The organism is Enterobacter sp. H2G27, from assembly GCF_054403075.1.
This window is the reverse complement of record NZ_JBSVSI010000001.1, coordinates 3240234-3258315: the sequence shown is the minus strand read 5'-3', so window position 1 is coordinate 3258315 and position 18082 is coordinate 3240234. Positions and strand designations below refer to the sequence as shown.

Annotated in this window: 8 protein-coding genes; 2 read left to right on the top strand and 6 right to left on the bottom strand. The window is 60.8% G+C overall.

Annotated features, from left to right (window positions below; genetic code table 11):
* Positions 1 to 9 precede the first annotated feature (9 nt).
* Both ACW9E7_RS15345 and ACW9E7_RS15340 read left to right on the top strand, forming a co-directional pair.
* Positions 10 to 1191, top strand: a complete 1182-nt coding sequence (locus ACW9E7_RS15345; protein ID WP_115876109.1) for an aminotransferase-like domain-containing protein — start codon at positions 10 to 12, stop codon at positions 1189 to 1191.
* Between the two features lie 85 nt (positions 1192 to 1276).
* On the top strand, positions 1277 to 1795 hold the full coding sequence (locus tag ACW9E7_RS15340) for a DUF6622 family protein (RefSeq protein WP_271369187.1): 519 nt from the start codon (positions 1277 to 1279) through the stop codon (positions 1793 to 1795).
* A 20-nt stretch (positions 1796 to 1815) separates the two neighbouring features.
* On the opposite strand, the gene ACW9E7_RS15335 is transcribed toward ACW9E7_RS15340, so the two are convergent.
* The 6 genes from ACW9E7_RS15335 to ACW9E7_RS15310 all read right to left on the bottom strand — a co-directional run bounded on the left by ACW9E7_RS15335 (position 1816) and on the right by ACW9E7_RS15310 (position 17638).
* Entirely contained in the window at positions 1816 to 2163 is a 348-nt protein-coding gene (locus ACW9E7_RS15335) for a HigA family addiction module antitoxin (RefSeq protein WP_063408808.1), read from the bottom strand.
* A 10-nt stretch (positions 2164 to 2173) separates the two neighbouring features.
* The gene (locus ACW9E7_RS15330; protein WP_136195161.1) at positions 2174 to 2473 is read right to left on the bottom strand and encodes a type II toxin-antitoxin system RelE/ParE family toxin; all 300 of its coding nucleotides are present in this window, start codon (positions 2471 to 2473) and stop codon (positions 2174 to 2176) included.
* Between the two features lie 239 nt (positions 2474 to 2712).
* Entirely contained in the window at positions 2713 to 3882 is a 1170-nt protein-coding gene (locus ACW9E7_RS15325) for an HlyD family efflux transporter periplasmic adaptor subunit (RefSeq protein ID WP_086374946.1), read from the bottom strand.
* A gap of 10 nt (positions 3883 to 3892) precedes the next feature.
* Positions 3893 to 6091 carry a type I secretion system permease/ATPase gene (locus ACW9E7_RS15320; RefSeq protein WP_133295003.1) on the bottom strand — a complete coding sequence of 733 codons (2199 nt, stop codon included), beginning with the start codon at positions 6089 to 6091 and terminating at the stop codon, positions 3893 to 3895.
* Positions 6088 to 7491, bottom strand: coding sequence for a TolC family outer membrane protein (locus ACW9E7_RS15315; RefSeq protein WP_458728027.1), 1404 nt, complete (start codon positions 7489 to 7491; stop codon positions 6088 to 6090). The genes ACW9E7_RS15320 and ACW9E7_RS15315 overlap by 4 nt, the downstream gene beginning before the upstream one ends.
* 79 nt (positions 7492 to 7570) lie before the next feature.
* Positions 7571 to 17638, bottom strand: a complete 10068-nt coding sequence (locus tag ACW9E7_RS15310) for a BapA/Bap/LapF family large adhesin (RefSeq protein ID WP_458728026.1) — start codon at positions 17636 to 17638, stop codon at positions 7571 to 7573.
* Between the last annotated feature and the right edge of the window lie 444 nt (positions 17639 to 18082).

Genomic DNA, 18082 nt, shown 5'->3' with positions numbered 1-18082 from the left:
AAGCAAAGAATGTCTGTGAGTAAACTCGCCAGCAGCGCGCAGGGCCTGCAATCATCTGCCATCCGTGAATTATTAAAACATAGCAAAATGGCCGGCGTCATTTCGCTCGGTGGGGGGATTCCGAATCCGGCCTTGTTCGATCACGAAGGCCTGAAAATTGCCGCTGATGCCGTGTTATCTCAGCATTTTGGCGAGGCATTCCAGTACGGCCTGACCGAAGGCGTGCCGGGACTGCGGGAAGAGATTCAGCGTATTTGCGAGGGGCGAGGCATTCGCTGTAAGGCGGATGACGTGGTCGTGACCTCTGGTTCACAGCAGTCCCTCGACGTGCTGGCGCGTGCTTTGATTAATCCGGGCGATATTGTCGTCGTCGAGCGTCCAACCTATCTTGCTGCGCTGCAGGTATTCGGCCTGGCGCAGGCGAATTTTGAATCCGTTGGCACCGACGGCGACGGCATGAAGGTTGATGAACTTGAGGCGTTGGTGGCAAAGAAAACCATCAAAGCGGTCTATATCGTTCCAACCTTTGGTAATCCTGGCGGCGTGACGCTTTCTGAGGCGCGTCGTAAACAGCTGGTGGAACTCTCGAAGCGCTATGACTTCGTGATTATTGAAGACGATCCGTACAGCGAAATTAATTACACCGACGAAGTGTTCCGCCCGTTGATTGCTCACGCCAAAGATATCGGTAATGAAGAGAACGTGGTGTATACCTCCACCTTCTCCAAAATTCTCGCTCCCGGAACCCGCGTGGGCTGGGTGCTGGTACCGGAGTGGCTGAAGCGTGCGGTGGTCAACCTTAAGCAAACCACCGATCTGCACACCAGCACGCTGTCGCAGCTGATGACGTATGAGTACCTGAAAACCGGTCGTCTGCCCGCTCAGATTAAAACGATCCGCGAAGCCTATCGCCAGAAATACCAGACGTTCGCAACCGAGCTGGAGGCCGAGCTTGGCGACGTGATGTCTTTCCACAAGCCGAAGGGCGGCATGTTCCTGTGGGCGAATATGAAAAATGGTAGTAATACCACCCGCTGGCTGGAAAAAACGTTAAGTAACGGCGTAGTATTTGTGCCGGGCGAATTTTTCTACTGCAATGAGCCAGACCATTCAACGCTGCGTATGTCATTTGTCACGCCAACGGATGAAGAGCTGAAGGAAGCGGTTCAACGCCTGAAAAAATCGCTGTAAAAGACCTGCGCATAACGGTGGTTTTGCCGTTATGCGCAATACGCGTTCAGGGCGGCACTGGCCGCAATCGTCCATGGAGAACTCCATGTTTGAATTTCTGATCGGTGTTGTGACGCACACGCCCGTCTGGGTGTGGGTGCTGTTTATCTTCCTCATCTCTCGCGGCCTTAAAGCCCGACGGCCCGCCACCGTGACGCTGGAGAGGCTTGCCATCATTCCGGCAATATTTCTAATCTGGGATATCTACGATCTGGTGGTTTACCGCACGTTAACCCCCGGGACAGTCGCATTGTGGACGGCGGGGATCCTCGCCGGGGCCGCGCTGGGGTATGTTCTGATTAAGCAGGCGGTTATCACCCGCGCAGAGGCGCCGAGAAGCATTTACCGCCAGGCGGACTACACCGCGCTGCCGTTTATGATGCTGGCGTTCGGGGTGAAGTATGTGCTGGGCGTGATGAGCGCAGTCTCTCCCCAGACGATGCAGCAGCCTGCCATGAGCGCGCTGGCGATCGTCTCCGGCGGCGTGTTTGCCGGTGTGTTTATTGGGAAATTTGCGCGTTATATTGGCGTGTATAACAGCGCCGCACCTCGCCCGGCGGAGTAAGATCTCCGCGCCTGTTCGGGTCAGGCTACATCCGGTTGGCCAGATTTTCGCTTAGCCATGACGTCCGCAACGGTCTTTATACGGCTTAGTTCCTCCTGCGTCCTGGCGTTAGATTGCGCTTCCCAGATATCGACGTTCAGCTGTAAGTTCAGCCAGAATTCAATCGTGGTATCAAAGGCTTTTGCCAGCTTGATCGCCATATCGGCAGTAAGCTTGCGATTGTTATTGACCAGCGCGCTGATGGTGTTGCGGTGAACATTGAGCATCTCCGCCAGATCGCTGATTTTCAGATTGAGCGGTTCAAGATACTCATACTGCAACACGTCGCCCGGCGTGGTGGGTTTGCGGAGTGCCTGTTGAAGTGTCATAGATGATGCCTCACTTGTGTTGCGTGTACTTGTGTGGAGAGAGGTACAGATCTTCTGCTTTGCCCTCTGTCCAGCGAAATACGAGCCTGTATTGCCTGTTTACCCGGATGGAGGAATAGCCCTTCAGCGGAGGATTCAATGCTTCATACATATTACCCGGTGGCGATCGCAAATCCCTGTGCGAGGTTGCTGCCCTGATGATATCGAGCTTTCTCGCAAGCGCTGTTTCCAGATTTGAAGGGATAACATTGCTCGATCTGCCGTAAAGAAAAAAATCCTCAAGCCAATGATCCCGAAAATAACTAATCATAATGCTGGCGAGCTCCAGTCCGTGAAGCTGACTGAATAGTAATGCACTCCTGCACTGTGCGCAAGTGCGTTTAGTCTGCGGTTAATATTACCTGGGCGATGGCTGAAGGGAAGTGGGATGCATGACTAAAGATTAATCCTCCGAGGCAGGTTCCAGTTCTGGCGTGCGGTTTAATGCCCGGCGGCGCTGCGCTTGCAAGGGCCTGGGGGGATGTAGGCCGGGTACCACCCGGCGATTGGCTATCGCTCCCTTAGCGCCTCTTTCGCCCGGTTGAACGGTTTAATCAGATAATCCAGCACCGTTTTCTCTCCGGTCTTAATGTCCACCGTCGCAATCATCCCCGGTACAATCGAGAAGTGCCTGCCCGCCTTATTGACCAGGTAATCCTGACTGGTGCGGATAAACACCCTGTAATAGAACACCTCCGGCTTGGCCTCATCCTGAATGGTATCCGGGGAAATCGTCTCAACGACCCCGTGCAGGCCGCCGTAAATGGCGTAATCGTAGGCGGTGATTTTGACCAGTGCCTCCTGGTTCGGGTGGATAAAGGCGATATCGCGCGGCGACAGGCGAGTTTCGATCAGCAGGTGATCGTCCACCGGCACAATCTCCATCAGCTCGCCGTTGGGCGGGATCACCCCGCCGATGGTGGTCACCTTGATATTTTTCACGATCCCGCGCACCGGGGATTTTACCGTCAGACGGGTGACGGAATCCTGGCGGCCCTTGAGGATGGCTGAAACCATATCCACCTCAGCGTTGGCTTTGGATAACGCCTCGCGCGCCTGGACGTAATACTGCGAACGCACGTCGGTGAGCTTCAGCTCCAGATCGCTTTTCTGCCGCTGCAGGCGCAGCACCTCCACGTGGCTGGCGGCCCCGGTTTTCACCAGCCGCTGGGTAATGGCCAGCTCTTTATTGGCGAGATCTAACGCGGCGCGAAGCTCCCGCTGGGTATCCTCCAGCTGCGCGCGGCGCGAGTTGTAAAGCCGGGTTTCGTCGGCAATCAGATCCGGCCATTTCGCCAGCGAAGGCGGGAATTTCAGCGGCAGATCGTTTACCTCGGCGTACAGGCGGGCGCTGGAGGCCAGTGAGGCCCGGTAGCGCGCCGCGCTTTCGCCGACGTTCGACTCAGAACGCGTCGGGTCAAGCCGCGCCAGCACCTGTCCGGCCTGCACCTGATCGCCTTCGTGGACGTTCAGCTCGGTGAGGATCCCGCCGTCGAGAGACTGTAAGACCTGCTCGCGCGAGCTGGGGATCACTTTACCCGAACCGGTTGACACCTCATCCAGCACGCCAAACCATGCCCAGACGCCCAGCACTACAAACATCAGCAGCGAGAAGATCACGATCCGGCGCGCGCCGGTGTAGCCGCTTTCGGAGTCGAGGGCGTTATCCAGATCGTCCATTGCCGCCACGTCACGCTGACTGATTTTCATTTTTCCACTCCCGTCCGGTTGCTGCCTGCTGCTGTTGCTGCTGCATACGGCTGTTGCTCAACGCCTGGGCTTTTGGCGCGTCCATCACCAGCATGCCTTCTTTTAACACCACGACGCGCTCCACCAGTTCCAGAACCGGTACGCGGTGCGTGGCGACGATCAGGGTGCGATGCCCGAGCCAGTCGCCCAGGCGCTGGATGAATTCCCGCTCGGTGTGCTCATCCAGCGACGCGGTGGGTTCATCCATCAGCACAATATTCGGATCGCGCAGGAGCATTCGCGCCAGCAGAATCGACTGGCGCTGCCCGCCGGAGAGCCCTACGCCGTTTTCCATGATCGGATAGTCCAGCCCCTTGGGCAGCTTCTGGACGAAGCCCGCCGCGCCGGTCAGCTCCAGCGCCTCGAAAATTTCTTCGTCGGTGGCGCGCGGCATGCCGAGGGTGATGTTTTCGCGCAGGGTGCCGTAAAACAGCCGCGCGTTCTGGGTCATAAAGCCGACGTTGCGCCGCACGTCCGCCACGTCGAGATGCGGCAGGCTGAAGCCGTCGAGCCGCAGTTCGCCCGCCGCCAGGTCCATCCCGCCCGCCATCGCCTGCAGCAGGGTTGATTTGCCCGCGCCGTTGCGCCCGAGGATCGCCACTTTTTCTCCCGGCCTTATCTCCAGGCGATTAATGCGCAGCGCCATGCGCGGATCGTCCGGCTGATAGCGGAACTGCGCCTGCTCGAAAAGATAGTGTCCGCGCAGGACGTCCTGGCGGATCGGCGTCTCCTCGCGCTGGTTTTCGGTGGGAAGCTGCATGATGCTGTCCAGCCCCTCTTTTGCGGCTTTGACCTGCTGCCAGCGCGCCAGCACGCCGCACAGCGTCGCCATTGGGGCGATCATGCGGGAAGCCAGCATCGACGCGGCGACCACCGAGCCGGTGGTCAGGGTACCGTCGATCACCATCGGCGCGCCGACCACAATCACCCCGGCGTAGACCAGGCTCTGAATGGTCATCCCCCAGCTGATCAGGTTCTGCGTCAGCTCGCGAGTGCGCAGGCCGGATTCTGCGGTGATCTGGATATAGCTGTTCCACTGCTGCAAAAAGCGGTTTTCCGCCTGCATCAGCTTGATGTCCTCCAGGCCCTGCACGCTCTCCACCAGCACCGCGTTGCGCAGGGTTGATTCATGGGCCGACTGCTTTGCCAGCTCCGCCAGCTTCTTCTGCAGCAGCAGGCCGGGCAGGACCATGATCACCGCCGCGACCGGGGCGATCCACGCCAGCTGCGGGGCGATGATCGCCAGCACCACCACGAACAGTAAAAAGAAGGGCAGGTCGACAATCGTCGAGATGGTGGACGAGGTCACCATCTCACGGATCTGCTCCAGCTCGCGCAGCTGTGAGATAAAGCTGCCGGTGGAGCGGGGGATCGCGCTGTTGCGCAGCCGCAGAGCGTGGCCGAAGACGCGATCCGAAACGCGCATGTCCGAGCGCTTGCCCAGCAGATCCATAATGTGCCCGCGCGCCACGCGCAGCACAAAACCAAACAGGGTGGCAATCAGCACCCCGATGGTCAGGACGTACAGCGTCGGGTAGGATTGGGCGGGGATCACCCGGTCATAGACCTGCATGGAAAAGACGATCCCGGAAAGCGACAGCACGTTGATAAACAGCGCGGCGAGCATCACCCAGCTGTAGGGGCGGAGATCGCGCATCACCAGCCGGTAGAGCCAGTCCGGACGATATTTGGAGATATAGGCATCCACGCGGCTGTCCTTCAGCGCGGCGAGTGGACGCAGGGCAATAACGTGGCGTATAGCGGGCAGCATCGCCGTCATCGACAGCCGGTTGGTGTAGGTCTCGTCGTCGAAAAAGCTGACTTCCAGCGTATCGTCCCCGTCGAAATGCTCGATCACGCCGATCCTGTCGTCATTCATCGCTACGACAACCGGCAGACGCCAGCTGTTGATCGCCTGTCGATCGTCGGTAAGGAGCTGAAACGACAGCCCTGCTTCGCGGGCCAGCTGGGTGAGGGCGGGCACCATCGGTTTGCCTTTCAGCCAGGGTGCGCCTGCAATCAGCGCGCCGGGCGAGCAGGCGACGCGATAGCGCGTGGCAACAAAACCAAAGGCCTGTGCCCACTGCGCCAGCGCCTCATCCGTCATGTTTTCACCTTGCGGGATATCACGCTGCTTCATGGCTGGATCTCCACGGTCTGGATGGTGCGGTTATCAAGATCGAACGCGTGGCGCAGCTGTCCGGTGTTATACAGGCAGTTGAGCTGCAGCTGGTGCAGCTGACCGAGGGTCTGCTGCTGGGTGAAGCGCGCCTGATAAACCTCCTGTTCGGCGTTGAGCACGTCGAGCAGCGGGCGCGAGCCGAGGTCAAGATACTGCTGCTGGTACAGTTCGCGGGTGCGGGCGCTGAGCGCCTCCTGGCGCCCCTGAATTTGCAGCGTGCTTTGCAGGCTCATCACCTGGCTGCGGGCTTCCAGCAGTTTCTGGCGGACATCAAGACGCGTGCGCTGAATGGTGGACTGCGCCGCCTCCACCGCGTGTCCGGCAGCGTTACGCCGTGCGGTGAGGCCGCCGCCCTGATAAAGCGGCATCTGAACTTTCACCCATGCGGAATACTGGGTGCGATCCCGCGTGTCGCTGCCCGCGTAGCGATCGTTCATGTAGTGGCGCACCTCCGGCTCCAGCGAGACGGTTGGCGTCATCTGCGCGTCGGCATAGTCCAGGTTAGCCTGGGCGACGTTAGCCTGCGCCCAGGCGGCGAGAACGGCGGGAACCAGACGGTCGTCCGGCTCGGCGATGTCGCAGCTCCGGCCCAGCTTTTGCGGAAAGTCATTGCTTATCGCGTTCAGGCTGTTCCAGCCGAGAAAGCTCATCAGCGTGGCGCGGGCGCTGTCCAGGCTGGCCTGGTACTGCATCAGCTGGGCTCGCGCGCCTTCGATTCGGGCATCGGTCTGCACCACGTCAGAGAGCGACGTAGCCCCCTCGTCGTTACGCTGGCGGGTCAGCGTGCCGATGGAGGAGAGGGCGTCGAGCTGCTCTTTAGCGGTCTCAACCATCTGCTGCCAGGTTTGCACCTGCACCATGGCGACGGCGGTATCGTGGGCGATAGTGTCGATACTCACCAGCACGTTGGCCTGCTGCTGGGCAACGCCGGCGCTCTCGGCGCGTACCTGGCTTGCCACTTTGCCAAAGTCGTAGAGCATCTGTGAGAGAGAAAGCACCAGCGACGGCGTAAAGCCGTTCTGGTCGCCGTCGTGGGAATAACCGTTGTCCACGCCGGCATTAATCTGCGGATAGTATTTTGACTTAGCGACGTCTACCTCTTCGCTCTGCTGGTAGAGTTTTCCCACGGCTTCGCTGATGGCCGGGTGCCAGGTGACGGCGCGGTTAACGGCATCGCCAATCTGCAATGAACCGGGGGCGGCTTTGCCAGCCGCAGGTGCGACGCGGCCGTTGAGCGAGGGGAGTTCCTGCGTTTCGCGAAGCTGTCCGGTATTGATGGTGGCCGCCGGATTTGCGCAGAAAGCGGGCACAGATATCAGGCAGCACGAGAGCCACCAGTAAGGCATCTTCATTCCCATGTCATGTCCCTATAAAAAAATACGGCTTTATTATTTATGCCCGGGCGCTGCGCGCCCGGGTCATCTCTTGCAGGTTGTATCAGGTAATGATGTGCTGCTGGTTAACAAGCTCGTCGTAGGTGGTCTGAACGCCATCAAGCGTAACGAGCGTGGAATTAGTGTAGGTGCCCCCTGCACCATCACGGTCGATGGAGATCACGGTATTGCCATTACTATTAGTGACATGGAGATAATTCCCGAGCGTCGCGGCGCTACCGTTCCAGCCCACCAGCAGATCGCCGATGTCGATCTTGTCGCCCTGTGCCAGCGAGAAGCCGGTCCAGTGATCGCCCGCGGCACTGCTGGTGTTACCTCCCGTACCGTTGCCCACCGTGCTGTTCAGCACCTGGTAAATCAGCGTATCGCCGTAGGCCGTACCGGTGATGGCGTCGTTATGCTCAGAGCTGATGAACTGCGGCGCCATATTGATGGTCAGCGTGGCGCTGTCCGTTCTTCCTGCAGAGTCGGTCAGGGTGTAGTTGAAGGTCTCCTTCGATGTCATGGTTGAGAGCGATACCCCGCTGTTGAGGGTATAGGTGTAATGGCCGTCAGCGCCGATCGCCAGCGTGCCGTAGTGGCCGACAATGTTCACCGTTGCGCTGCCGGTATACGGATCCAGCGTGGTGGTCACGCCGTTGTAGCCGGTCACGCTCAGACGGGTATCCACCGAGTGGAGCTGATCCAGCACGCCGCCGGAGTCGGTGCCGTCAAAGATATTGCCGTTGACGGTGTGGCTGCCGGTGACGTCGAAATTACTCAGCGAGTAGGTGGTGCCGTTCACGCTTGGGGTAATGGTGATATTTCCGACGCTGAGCCCCGGGACGCTACCGGTAAAGTTCAGCGTATAGGTTCCGGCGTTGAGATCCAGCCCGGTCAGCGCGACGTCGATACTGCCGCCCAGCAGCGAGGCCCCGCTGAAGGAGCCGCTGCGGATCACGCCCGAGCCGTCGCTGATGGACCAGTTCACCGTCAACCCGGTCAGCGACAGCAGCGATGCCACGTTAAAATGCAGCGACGCGTTGTGCAGCGCGGTGTTCGCGTCGACCACGAAGGTTCCGCTGCCGCTGCCCTGGGTTGACGAGAGCAGGGCCGTCGTCCAGCTGGCGGTGCCCACGGTCGTATCCGAGTAGACCGACGTGTGATGTACCGAGGTAAGGTCCATCGTGGCGCTGACATCGTTCACCGCATTCATCGCCTGCGCGGTTGGGGTGATGTTGAGCGATGCCGTATCCTTCGAGCCGTCAGGCGCGGTAACGGTGTAGACGAAGGTATCCGGCGTGCTGATATGGTCCGCCCCCACGCCGCTTCTCAGGGTATAGGTGTACTGACCGGACGAATTGATGGTCAGCGTGCCGTATTCTCCCTGAATGGTGGTGGTTCCACTGCTGTTGACCGCCACGCCGTTCACTTCGGTAACCAGCGTGCCCGCTGGAACCGGATCATTCGCCAGCACGTCGCCCGTGGTGGTTTCGCTGATGCTCGCCACGCTGTAGACATGGTCCTGCAGAACGTTAAGCGTGTAGGCCGTCAGTACGGCGATCCCGGATGCGGTATTCAGCAGGAATAGATACTCCCCGGCAGGCAGGTTCAGCGTCAGCTGCGGTGACGTTCCCCCCAACACCGGGGCGCGCAGCCACCCCGACTCGACGCGAACCTGCTCGAAGGTCTGGGTCGCATTGTTGAACTTATAGACGTACAGGTCGAACACCGACGCCAGCGCCACGCCGCCCACGGAGGCCTGGATGGTCATGGTGCGGGTCGTCCCTTCCTCCACGTTGTAGATGATCGGGTTGGTCATGTCGTCCAGCAGGTTAAGCCCCAGCGTGCTGCCGAGATTAATGCCCACCAGGGTAAAACCGTTCTGAGACGAGGCGCCGTTATTCACCTCACTCACGGTGGTGTCAAAGGTCAGCGAGGCCGTGTCGTCCACTGCCACAATGCCGTTGATTACCGTACCGGCACCCAGAGACAGCACCAGGTTCGCCGACGCGCTGACGCCGTTATGGGTGATGGTGTAGGTGAAGCTCTCCGTCCGGCCAACGACCGCGGCGCTGGTGTCGGTCAGGTTATAGGTATAGCTGCCGTCGCGGTTGATGGTCAGCGTACCGTATTTGCCCTGGATCACCGTGCCGTCGGCGTTCACGCTGGTGGTAACGCCCTGCGCGTTAGTCACCGTGGAGATAGTGGTTCCGGCCGGCGCGTTGTCGCTGCCGGCGGTCGGATCCGTATCGAGGATCACGTTGCCGTTGAGACTGGTATCGCCGGTAACCGTACCCGGACCGGTCTCTTTCACCGCCACGTCGAGGCTGGTGTAGGAGCCGGTTGCCAGCAGGTTGGTGTTATAGCTAAGCACGCGGTAGTTACCGTCGGCCAGCCCGGTCAGGTTCAGTGAGACGCCGGTAGCGCCGAGGGTCAGGAGATCGGCAAACTGCGGTTGGCCGGTATCCACCACGGTAGTCCAGACGCCGTTGACGTAGTGCTGAACTACCAGCTCAAGAGTGTTGAGCAGAGAGAGCACCGCCCCCGTAGCGTTAGCATTCACCACGATATCCGCGCTGCCGCCGTTGCCCACCGTGAAGTTCACCTGAGCCGTGTCATTGCCCAGCAGCGTCAGGACGTTGCCCACGGCGCCGACCAGCAGGAAGCCGTAGTCGCTGTACTGGCTGTTGGTCACGGTCGCCGTGGTGCTGAGGTTCAGCTCTTCAACGTTATTGCTGGCGGAGAGCGGCAACACCGGCGCAAGGACGGAGCCCGGCAGGGAGGTGTTGCCCGCGGCGTCGGTAGCGGTGATCTGCAGCGTCTGGCCTTCGATCTGTTTGTTAATGAAGGTGTAGCTGTAGGTGCCGTTGTTGCCCGCAATGGCGGTCACCGTCGAGCCGTCCGCAAGGCGGATTGTGACGGTACTGCCCGCCTCCGCGCTCCCGGTCAGGACGCTACCGTCGGCGTTGAGGGTCCCGGTCGGCGCCGTTGGGGCGGTCGTATCGACGATAATCGTCGTCACGCCTGACGCCGCGCTGGTGTTGCCTGCCGCATCGGTGGCCGTGGCGGTGAAGTTATGCGTGCCCTGCGTCAGCGTGGTGGTTTGCGGCAGGGTCCAGTTGCCGTTGCCATCGGCGGTCACCGTGCCGACCAGCGTAATACCATCGTAGATCCTGACCGTGGCATTCGCTTCGGCTGTCCCGCTTAGCGTTGGGCGCGTATCGTTGGTCGGATTCGTACCAGTCACCGGACCGATAACGCTGCCGACATCATCAATCACCGAACTGATGACCGGCGCGCCCGGCGCGAGGGTATCGACGTTAATCACATACCCGGCGGTAGGTGCGCTGGCGTTGCCCACCGCATCGGTGGCGGTAAAGGTCAACGTGTGCGCGCCGTTGCTCAGCGCCGGAGATGGCGTAAAGCTCCACGCGCCGCCGGTCGCCGTCACGCTGCCGATCTGTACGCCGTTATCAAAGATTTTCACCGTCGACCCGGCTTCCGCCGTGCCGCTGAGGGTTGGCTGCGCGTCGTTGGTGAACCCGCCGTTTGCAACCGGCGTCGCCGCATTGCCCACGTCATCCAGAATGCTGGTCAGCACCGGCAGCGCAGGCGGCGTGGTGTCAACGGTGAGGTTGAAGCTGGTGGACGACAGGCTGGTATTGCCCGCCGCATCCGTCGCCTGCGCGGTGAAGCTGTGCGCGCCCGCGGTCAGCGTGGTGTTGAGCAAGATACTCCAGCTCCCGTTGTTATCCGCAGTGCCTGTTCCGACAAGCGTAGTTCCCTCATATATTTTCACGGTGGCAAACGGTTCGCTGGTCCCGACAAGGCGCGGAACGGTATCGTCGGTTGTTTGCCCGGACGTTAGCGGGCCGGTGATGCTGCCCACGTCGTCTACCGCCTGGCTGATAACCGGCGCGTTTGGTGCCGCGGTATCAACAATCAGGGTAAAGCCCGGCGAGGTCGGGCTGACGTTGCCCGCTGCATCGGTGACCGTGGCGGTCCAGGTATGGCTGCCGTTGCCAAGCGGTGCTGATGGCGTAAAGCTCCATGCTCCTGTACCGTCCGCCTGAACGGTGCCGACCGGCTGCCCGTTCTCATAAACGGTGACCGTGGCGTTGGCGGTCGCGGTGCCGTTCAGCGTCGGCGTGGTGTCGTCGGTGCTCTGCCCCGAAGAGAGCGGGGTTTGAATGCTGCCCACGTTGTCACCCGCGGTCGAAATGATCGGCGCCGACGGCACGCCCGTATCCACCGTCAGGGTAAACGGCGTCGTCGTGCCGCCGGTATTGCCTGCCGCATCGGTGGCGTTGAAGGTGATGGCGTGTGGCCCTTCGCCCAGATCGGTACCCGGGGTAAAGGTCCAGCTGCCCTGGGCATTGACCACCGCAGTGCCAATTTCGTTGCCATCAACGATCACGTGCACGGTAGAACCCACTTCGCCCGTGCCGTTGAAGGTTGGACGCGCGTCGTTGGTGCTGTTACCCGACGTGAGCGTCCCGGTGACCGGACCGACATCGTCAATCACGCTGGTCACCACCGGTACGCCGGGGGCTGCGGTATCAATGGTAAAAGCGAAGACCGATGAGTTCGCCGAGGCGTTGCCTGCGGTATCCGTTGCATACGCGCGCAGGGAGTAGCTGCCGTCGCTCAGCGGCGCGGTCGGCGTAAAGGACCAGTTCCCGCTTCCGTCAACGGTCGTTGTACCAATCTGCGTGCCGTTATTCATGATGTGGATAGTGCTGCCCGCCAGCCCGGTGCCGCTGATGGTTGGGGTGCTGTCGTTGGTTACCTGGCCGCTGGTGAGGTTACCCTGGACGCCGCCAGGGACGTCGTCGTTCACATTATCCAGCGTCGGAACCGTCGGAGCGGTCAGGTCAACCACCACGCTCCAGGGAGCAGAGACCGCGCTGACGTTGCCCAGCGGGTCGGTCGCCCGGACGGTGAAGCTGTGCGAGCCTTCGCCGAGCGCGGTGTCAGGGGTAAACGTCCATGCGCCGGTGCCGTCAGCCGTTACCACGGCAATCTGGGTGCCGCCGTCGAAAATGGTCACCACGCTGTTTGCGTCCGCTGTCCCCGAAAGGGTTGGCGTGGCGTCGTTCGTTTCGCTGCCGCTGACCACCGTGGTGGCGGCGTTGCCGACATTATCCGTGACGTTGGTGATGACCGGCGTGGCGGAAACGGAGTCCACCACGACGGTGAAGCCCGCCGAAGGGCCGCTCTGATTCCCCGCAGGATCGGTCGCGCGGATGGTCAGGACATGGTTGCCCTCTGCCAGGGTGGGCGTGGTGTAGCTCCAGGTGCCGGTGCTGCCTACCAGCACGCTGCCCAGCAGCGTCCCGTTGTTGTAGATGGAGATGGTATCGCCCACCGCGCCGGTGCCGGTGAGGGTCGGCTGGTTGTCGTTGGTGGTCTGGCCGCTGGTCAGCGGGCCGGTGCCCGGACCGACGTCGTCAATCACCGCGCCGATAGTTGGCGTGCCCGGTGCGGTGAGGTCGACGGTGACGCTGGCCGCCGGAGAGCGGCCGCTGGTCTGGCCGTTGAGGGTCGCAGTCACTTCAAAGGTGTGCAGCCCCTCGCCAAGCGCCGCCGGCGTATAGCTCCAGTTACCGCTGCCGTCGGCGGTCACCGTCGTCAATGGCGTCGTGCTACCGTCCTGATAGATGGTAATCAGGCTGCCCGCTTCGGCCGTGCCGGTAAGCGTTGGCGTGGTGTCGTTGGTCGTTTTGCCTTTCACATCGCCAGTTATCGGATCCGCGTCATCGACGATCGCCGTGATGACGGGCACCTGCGGCAGCTCAAGCGACGAGTCGGTGACGACAAAAGGCACGCCCGCGCTGGCATTCCCTGCGGCGTCCGTAGCGTTCACGGTCAGCGTGGTCGGATCCAGCTGCGCCGGACTCAGCGCAATCGAGAAGCTGCCGTCGCTGCCGACAACGCCGGTACCAATGACCGTGCCACCGCTATCTTTCACGGTAATAGTACTTCCTATTTCACCTGTACCGGTCAGCGGCGTTCCTTCCTGAGCCAGAGCCATGTTGACCGGGTCGGCAGGCGCGGCAGTATCCACCGTCACGCTCAGCGGTACTGAATCACCGGAGGAATTACCCGCTGGATCGCTGGAAGAGACGGTGAACGTATGAGGGCCATCCGGCAGCGTCGTGTCGGCGGTCCAGCTCCAGGTGCCGCCCGGCTGGACCGTCACAAGCACTGTAGACGGTGTGCCGTCTACGGAAACGATAACGGTGGTGCCGGGTTCACCGGTCCCGGTAAGAGTTGGCGTGCCGTCCTTCGTGTAGAGCACGTTACTGGACAGCTGGCTGTCGGCTACCGCACTAATGACGGGGATCTCAGGCGCAACGGTATCGAGCGTGACGGTAAAGACTGAACTCGGCGCGCTGAGGTTACCCGCTGCGTCCACTCCCGCTACGGTAATGTTGAGCGGGCCGTCCGTTTGCGTGGGGAGCGTCAGGCTCCATTCTCCATTAGCCACCACGACACGACCCAGCTCGACGCCGTTGTTGTAGACGATCACCGTCTCACCGTTAACGCCGGTTCCTCCCACTGTCGGCGTGGTATCCGTAATGTAGCCTCCGTTCGGCTCACCGCCCACGGCGCTGATCGCTGGTGTAGCCGGTGCCACTGTATCCACGACGATCGTAATCGCTGACGACGGGTCAGAGATATTGCCCGCTTCATCGGTGGCGGTGGCGGTAAAGGCGTGGCTGCCCTCGGCAATGTCGCTGCCAGGACGCCAGCTCCAGTTGCCGCTGCTGTCTACCGTGACGGTGCCCACGACGGTCGATATGCCGTTGACGGTGTCAGTGATGTTGATGACATCGTTCGGCGTCCCGGTGCCGCTCAGGACCGGGCGCGAATCGTTGGTGGTTCCGCCTTCGGGTACGGGGCCGGTGATCTGGGTGACGCTGTCGGTGACGGTCGGTGCCGCAGGCGTAGCCGGCGCCTCGGTATCAATGGTGATGGTAACCGGCTGAGACGGGGCGCTTTCGTTGCCCGTGCCGTCCACGTTGGTGACGGTCAGGGTGATGTCATAGGTACCGCCGGGCAGCGGGGTTGATGGTGTCCACGACCAGCTGCCGGTATTGTCCACGACAGCATCGCCGATTTTGACGCCGTTGTTGTAGATCGTCACGGTATCGCCGGCCGTGCCGGTACCGCTCAGGGTTGGCGTGGTGTCGCGGGTGGTTTCGCCAGGGTTCAGCGTTGTTTCTGTTCCGTCAGGATTGACGGTGATGGCCGGCACGTCCGGCGTGACAGGCGCGACGGTATCTACCGTCAACACAAACGGGCTGGAGATGGTGGTATTGCCCGCGGCATCGGTGGCGTGAACCGTCAGCGAATGCGGGCCGTCGGTGAGCGGGGTAACGGGCGTAAAGCTCCAGCCGCCGTTGCCGTCGAGGGTGGCGGTGCCGAGCAGGGTGGTGCCGTCATAAATGGTGATCGTCGCATCGGCCGGAGCGGTGCCCTGCAGCTGCGGTTTGGTGTCATCCGTGGTATCGCCGCTGCTGAGCGGACCCTGAACGCCGCCGACGTCATCGGTCACGGTGCCGATGGTTGCCGCCACTGGTGGCGTGGTATCGACGGTCAGGGTGAAGCCGCCTGACGGCTGGCTGGTGTTACCCGCCGTATCGGTGGCGACAACGGTAAAGGTATGAGGCCCGCTGACAAGAGGCGTCGTGAGGGTATAGGTCCACGCGCCATTGTTGTCGACCGGAACCGTGACAAGATCGGTGCCATCGAGGCGGATGGTGACGGTTGAGCCGGGTTCAGCCGTGCCGTTGAGCGTCGGCGTGGTGTCGTTAGTGCTGTCGTTAGGGTTGAGCGCGCCGAGGCGTTCCGGCACATCATCCACCACCTGGGTGATGATTGGGGCAGCAGGCGCCACGCTGTCAACCGTCAGAGTCCAGGTGTTGGAGACGCCGCTAGTGTTGCCTGCCGCATCGGTCGAGACGGCGGTAAGATCATGGGGGCCTTCACCGATCGGGGTGGAAGGGGTAAAGATCCATACGCCAAGGCCATTGGCGACGGTCGTACCAACAGCAACACCGTCCACGCGCACGGTGACAGTCGCGTTTGCTTCGGCGGTACCGCTGAGCGTCGGGGTGGTGTCGTTAGTGGTCCCATTCAGGTCGATCGCGCCGGTGCGCCCGGGGACATCGTCCACGACTTGTGAAATCACCGGGGCGCCAGGTGCCGTCCCGTCGACGTCAATTGTCCAGGAGTCTGATAACCCGCTCGGGTTACCGGCGGGGTCCGTCGCCTTCGCCGTCAGCACGTACGTGCCATCGGTTAGCGGTGCGGGCGGCGTAAAGCTCCACAGGCCGGAAGAGGGAACAACCACCGTACCGAGGACATCGCTGCCGTTATAAATCGTGATGGTCGAGCCCGCTTCGCCCGTCCCGTTCACGGTCGGCGCCCGGTCGTTGGTGATCCCGTTCGGGCCCACGGGGCCGGTGGAGGTCTGTACGTCATCAACAACCGACACGATAACTGGCGTCTGCGGTGGAGTAATATCCGGTGCCGCCGCGGAGGTGGTAGGACTCGTGTTGCCAGCCGTGTCGGTGGCGTCAGCGGTCAGGATTTCGCCGTTGAGCTTCGGCGGGGTCAGCGTCAGGCTGAAGTTACCCTGACTATCGGCAACAACTGGAGTGCCAACGAGTGCGCCGCCTTCACGGATGGTCACCGTGCTGCCCGGCTCTGCTGTACCGCTGATGGTGCCGCCATCATTTGAAACCACGAGGTTTCCAGGGGCTAACGGCGGCGTGGTGTCCACGGTGAAGATGACAGGCTCTGAGGTCACGCTCAGGTTTCCGGCGGCATCGGTTTCAGTGACGGTTATGGAGTGCGTCCCGTCCGGAAGCGGACCGTTCGGCGTTACGCTCCAGGTGCCGTTGGGCAGTACCGTCGTTGTGCCAACCACCACGCCGTTATCGTAAATAGTGATGGTTCCGCCGGGCTCGCCCGTTCCCGCCAGAATCGGCAGTGAAGCATCGGTAGGCGCGCCCGACGTGATGGTTCCCTTGATAACGCCCGTATCGTCGGTCAGCACAATCGCGGTCGGGGCGTCCGGCGGAGTAAGATCCACCGTCAGGGTAAACACCGGCGAGGCAGGCCCGGTGTTGCCGGCAGCGTCGGTTGCCCGCACGGTAATCTGGTGAGTGCTTTCGCTCAGATCAACTGAAGGGGTAAAGGTCCAGGTGCCGTTGCTGGCGACGACCGCCGTACCAATGGCGATCCCGCCGTCATAAATCGTCACGGTCGAACCCGCTTCACCGGTGCCGGTAAGCTGCGGACGCTGATCGTTGGTGCTGCCACCGTTGCTGACTGCCCCCGTCTGTGGAGCCGTATCGTCAGTTACGCTGGTGATGGCTGGCGCATCGGGCGCAGTGGTGTCCGGGGCGGTAAGATTCGTGCCCGGGCTGGTATTCCCGGCGTTATCCGTCGCGGTGGCGGTCACCTGCTCGCCGTTGGTCAACGGCGTGTCGAGAGAGACGGTAAAATTGCCATCGCTGCCCGTTTTTCCTGTGCCAATGACGTTACCGTTCGCGTCTTTCAGCGTGATGGTACTGCCGGGTTCTGCGGTACCGGTGACCGTTTTGCCATCTGGAGAAAACTTAAGGCCGGAAGGCGCGTTCGGCGCAGTCGTATCCGGATCGGCCGAATTGTTACTGCTGCCATTATCACCACCGCCGCCTCCGGTGCTTGCCGCCGCCGCGATGCCGCCCGCTGCGACAATGCCGCCCAGGGCCCATGGCCAGATGGCGGCACCACCGGCATCGCTCCCGGAGGCCGCAAGCAGCACGTCCGTGGACGCGATAGATTCGTACGTGGCGGCTCCGGTTGGATCTTCAATCCACCATAATGCGCCCTGGCTGTCCTGCAGCACCAGCTGGCTCACGCCCTGCGCGTCCGCGACGTAGAAATTTTTAAGGGTGATCACCTCGCCGGAGTGGAGCGTAACCAGCAGATCGTTACCATTTCGCGCGAAGTGGGAGACGCTCGCTCGCTCGACATGGAGCTCAACGACAGAGGAATGGCTCAGCGTAACCTGTGTGCCTTCCGTGGTCGTTTCCACGCCAGTAAGTTTTGAAATAACAGAGATTTGGCTCATTTAGGTATTACTCCAGCAGATGTGTCATGAACGGCGAGCAAGACGAGCCATCTCTGCAGAAGGTAAAGGGCGCCCCCGGCGCAGTCGCTGTTATAACGCAGCACTCACCGTCGTTTTTAGCGCGCACGATGCCCGCCAGAATTCAGAGTGGCAACATCAGAGCGAATCTAATGACTTATAAAAGAGAACAGTTTTTATGGGTGTTTTGTGTCTTATAAAACCCTGTATTTAATAAAGGAATTATTTTTCGGAATATAAAAATGATATAGACAGAAAAAGATAGTTGTGCAACTTAAGCTTTCGTAAACAAGTGCCAAAACAATGAGGAGGGCATTAATACATGGGGGTGACTAATAATTTACAATGAATAACATATTGTTTTATATGGCTTTGTTTTTTTATTTCGATGCTATCTCTAAATGTGATTAACGCAGTGTGATAATT

Bases quoted from the DNA above. Each gene is read 5' to 3' on its own strand.
- ACW9E7_RS15325 (WP_086374946.1), bottom strand. From the start codon at position 3,882: ATGGACGATCTGGATAACGCCCTCGACTCCGAAAGCGGCTACACCGGC.
- ACW9E7_RS15320 (WP_133295003.1), bottom strand. From the start codon at position 6,091: ATGAAGCAGCGTGATATCCCGCAAGGTGAAAACATGACGGATGAGGCG.
- ACW9E7_RS15340 (WP_271369187.1), top strand. From the start codon at position 1,277: ATGTTTGAATTTCTGATCGGTGTTGTGACGCACACGCCCGTCTGGGTG.
- ACW9E7_RS15310 (WP_458728026.1), bottom strand. From the start codon at position 17,638: ATGAGCCAAATCTCTGTTATTTCAAAACTTACTGGCGTGGAAACGACC.
- ACW9E7_RS15335 (WP_063408808.1), bottom strand. From the start codon at position 2,163: ATGACACTTCAACAGGCACTCCGCAAACCCACCACGCCGGGCGACGTG.
- ACW9E7_RS15330 (WP_136195161.1), bottom strand. From the start codon at position 2,473: ATGATTAGTTATTTTCGGGATCATTGGCTTGAGGATTTTTTTCTTTAC.
- ACW9E7_RS15315 (WP_458728027.1), bottom strand. From the start codon at position 7,491: ATGGGAATGAAGATGCCTTACTGGTGGCTCTCGTGCTGCCTGATATCT.
- ACW9E7_RS15345 (WP_115876109.1), top strand. From the start codon at position 10: ATGTCTGTGAGTAAACTCGCCAGCAGCGCGCAGGGCCTGCAATCATCT.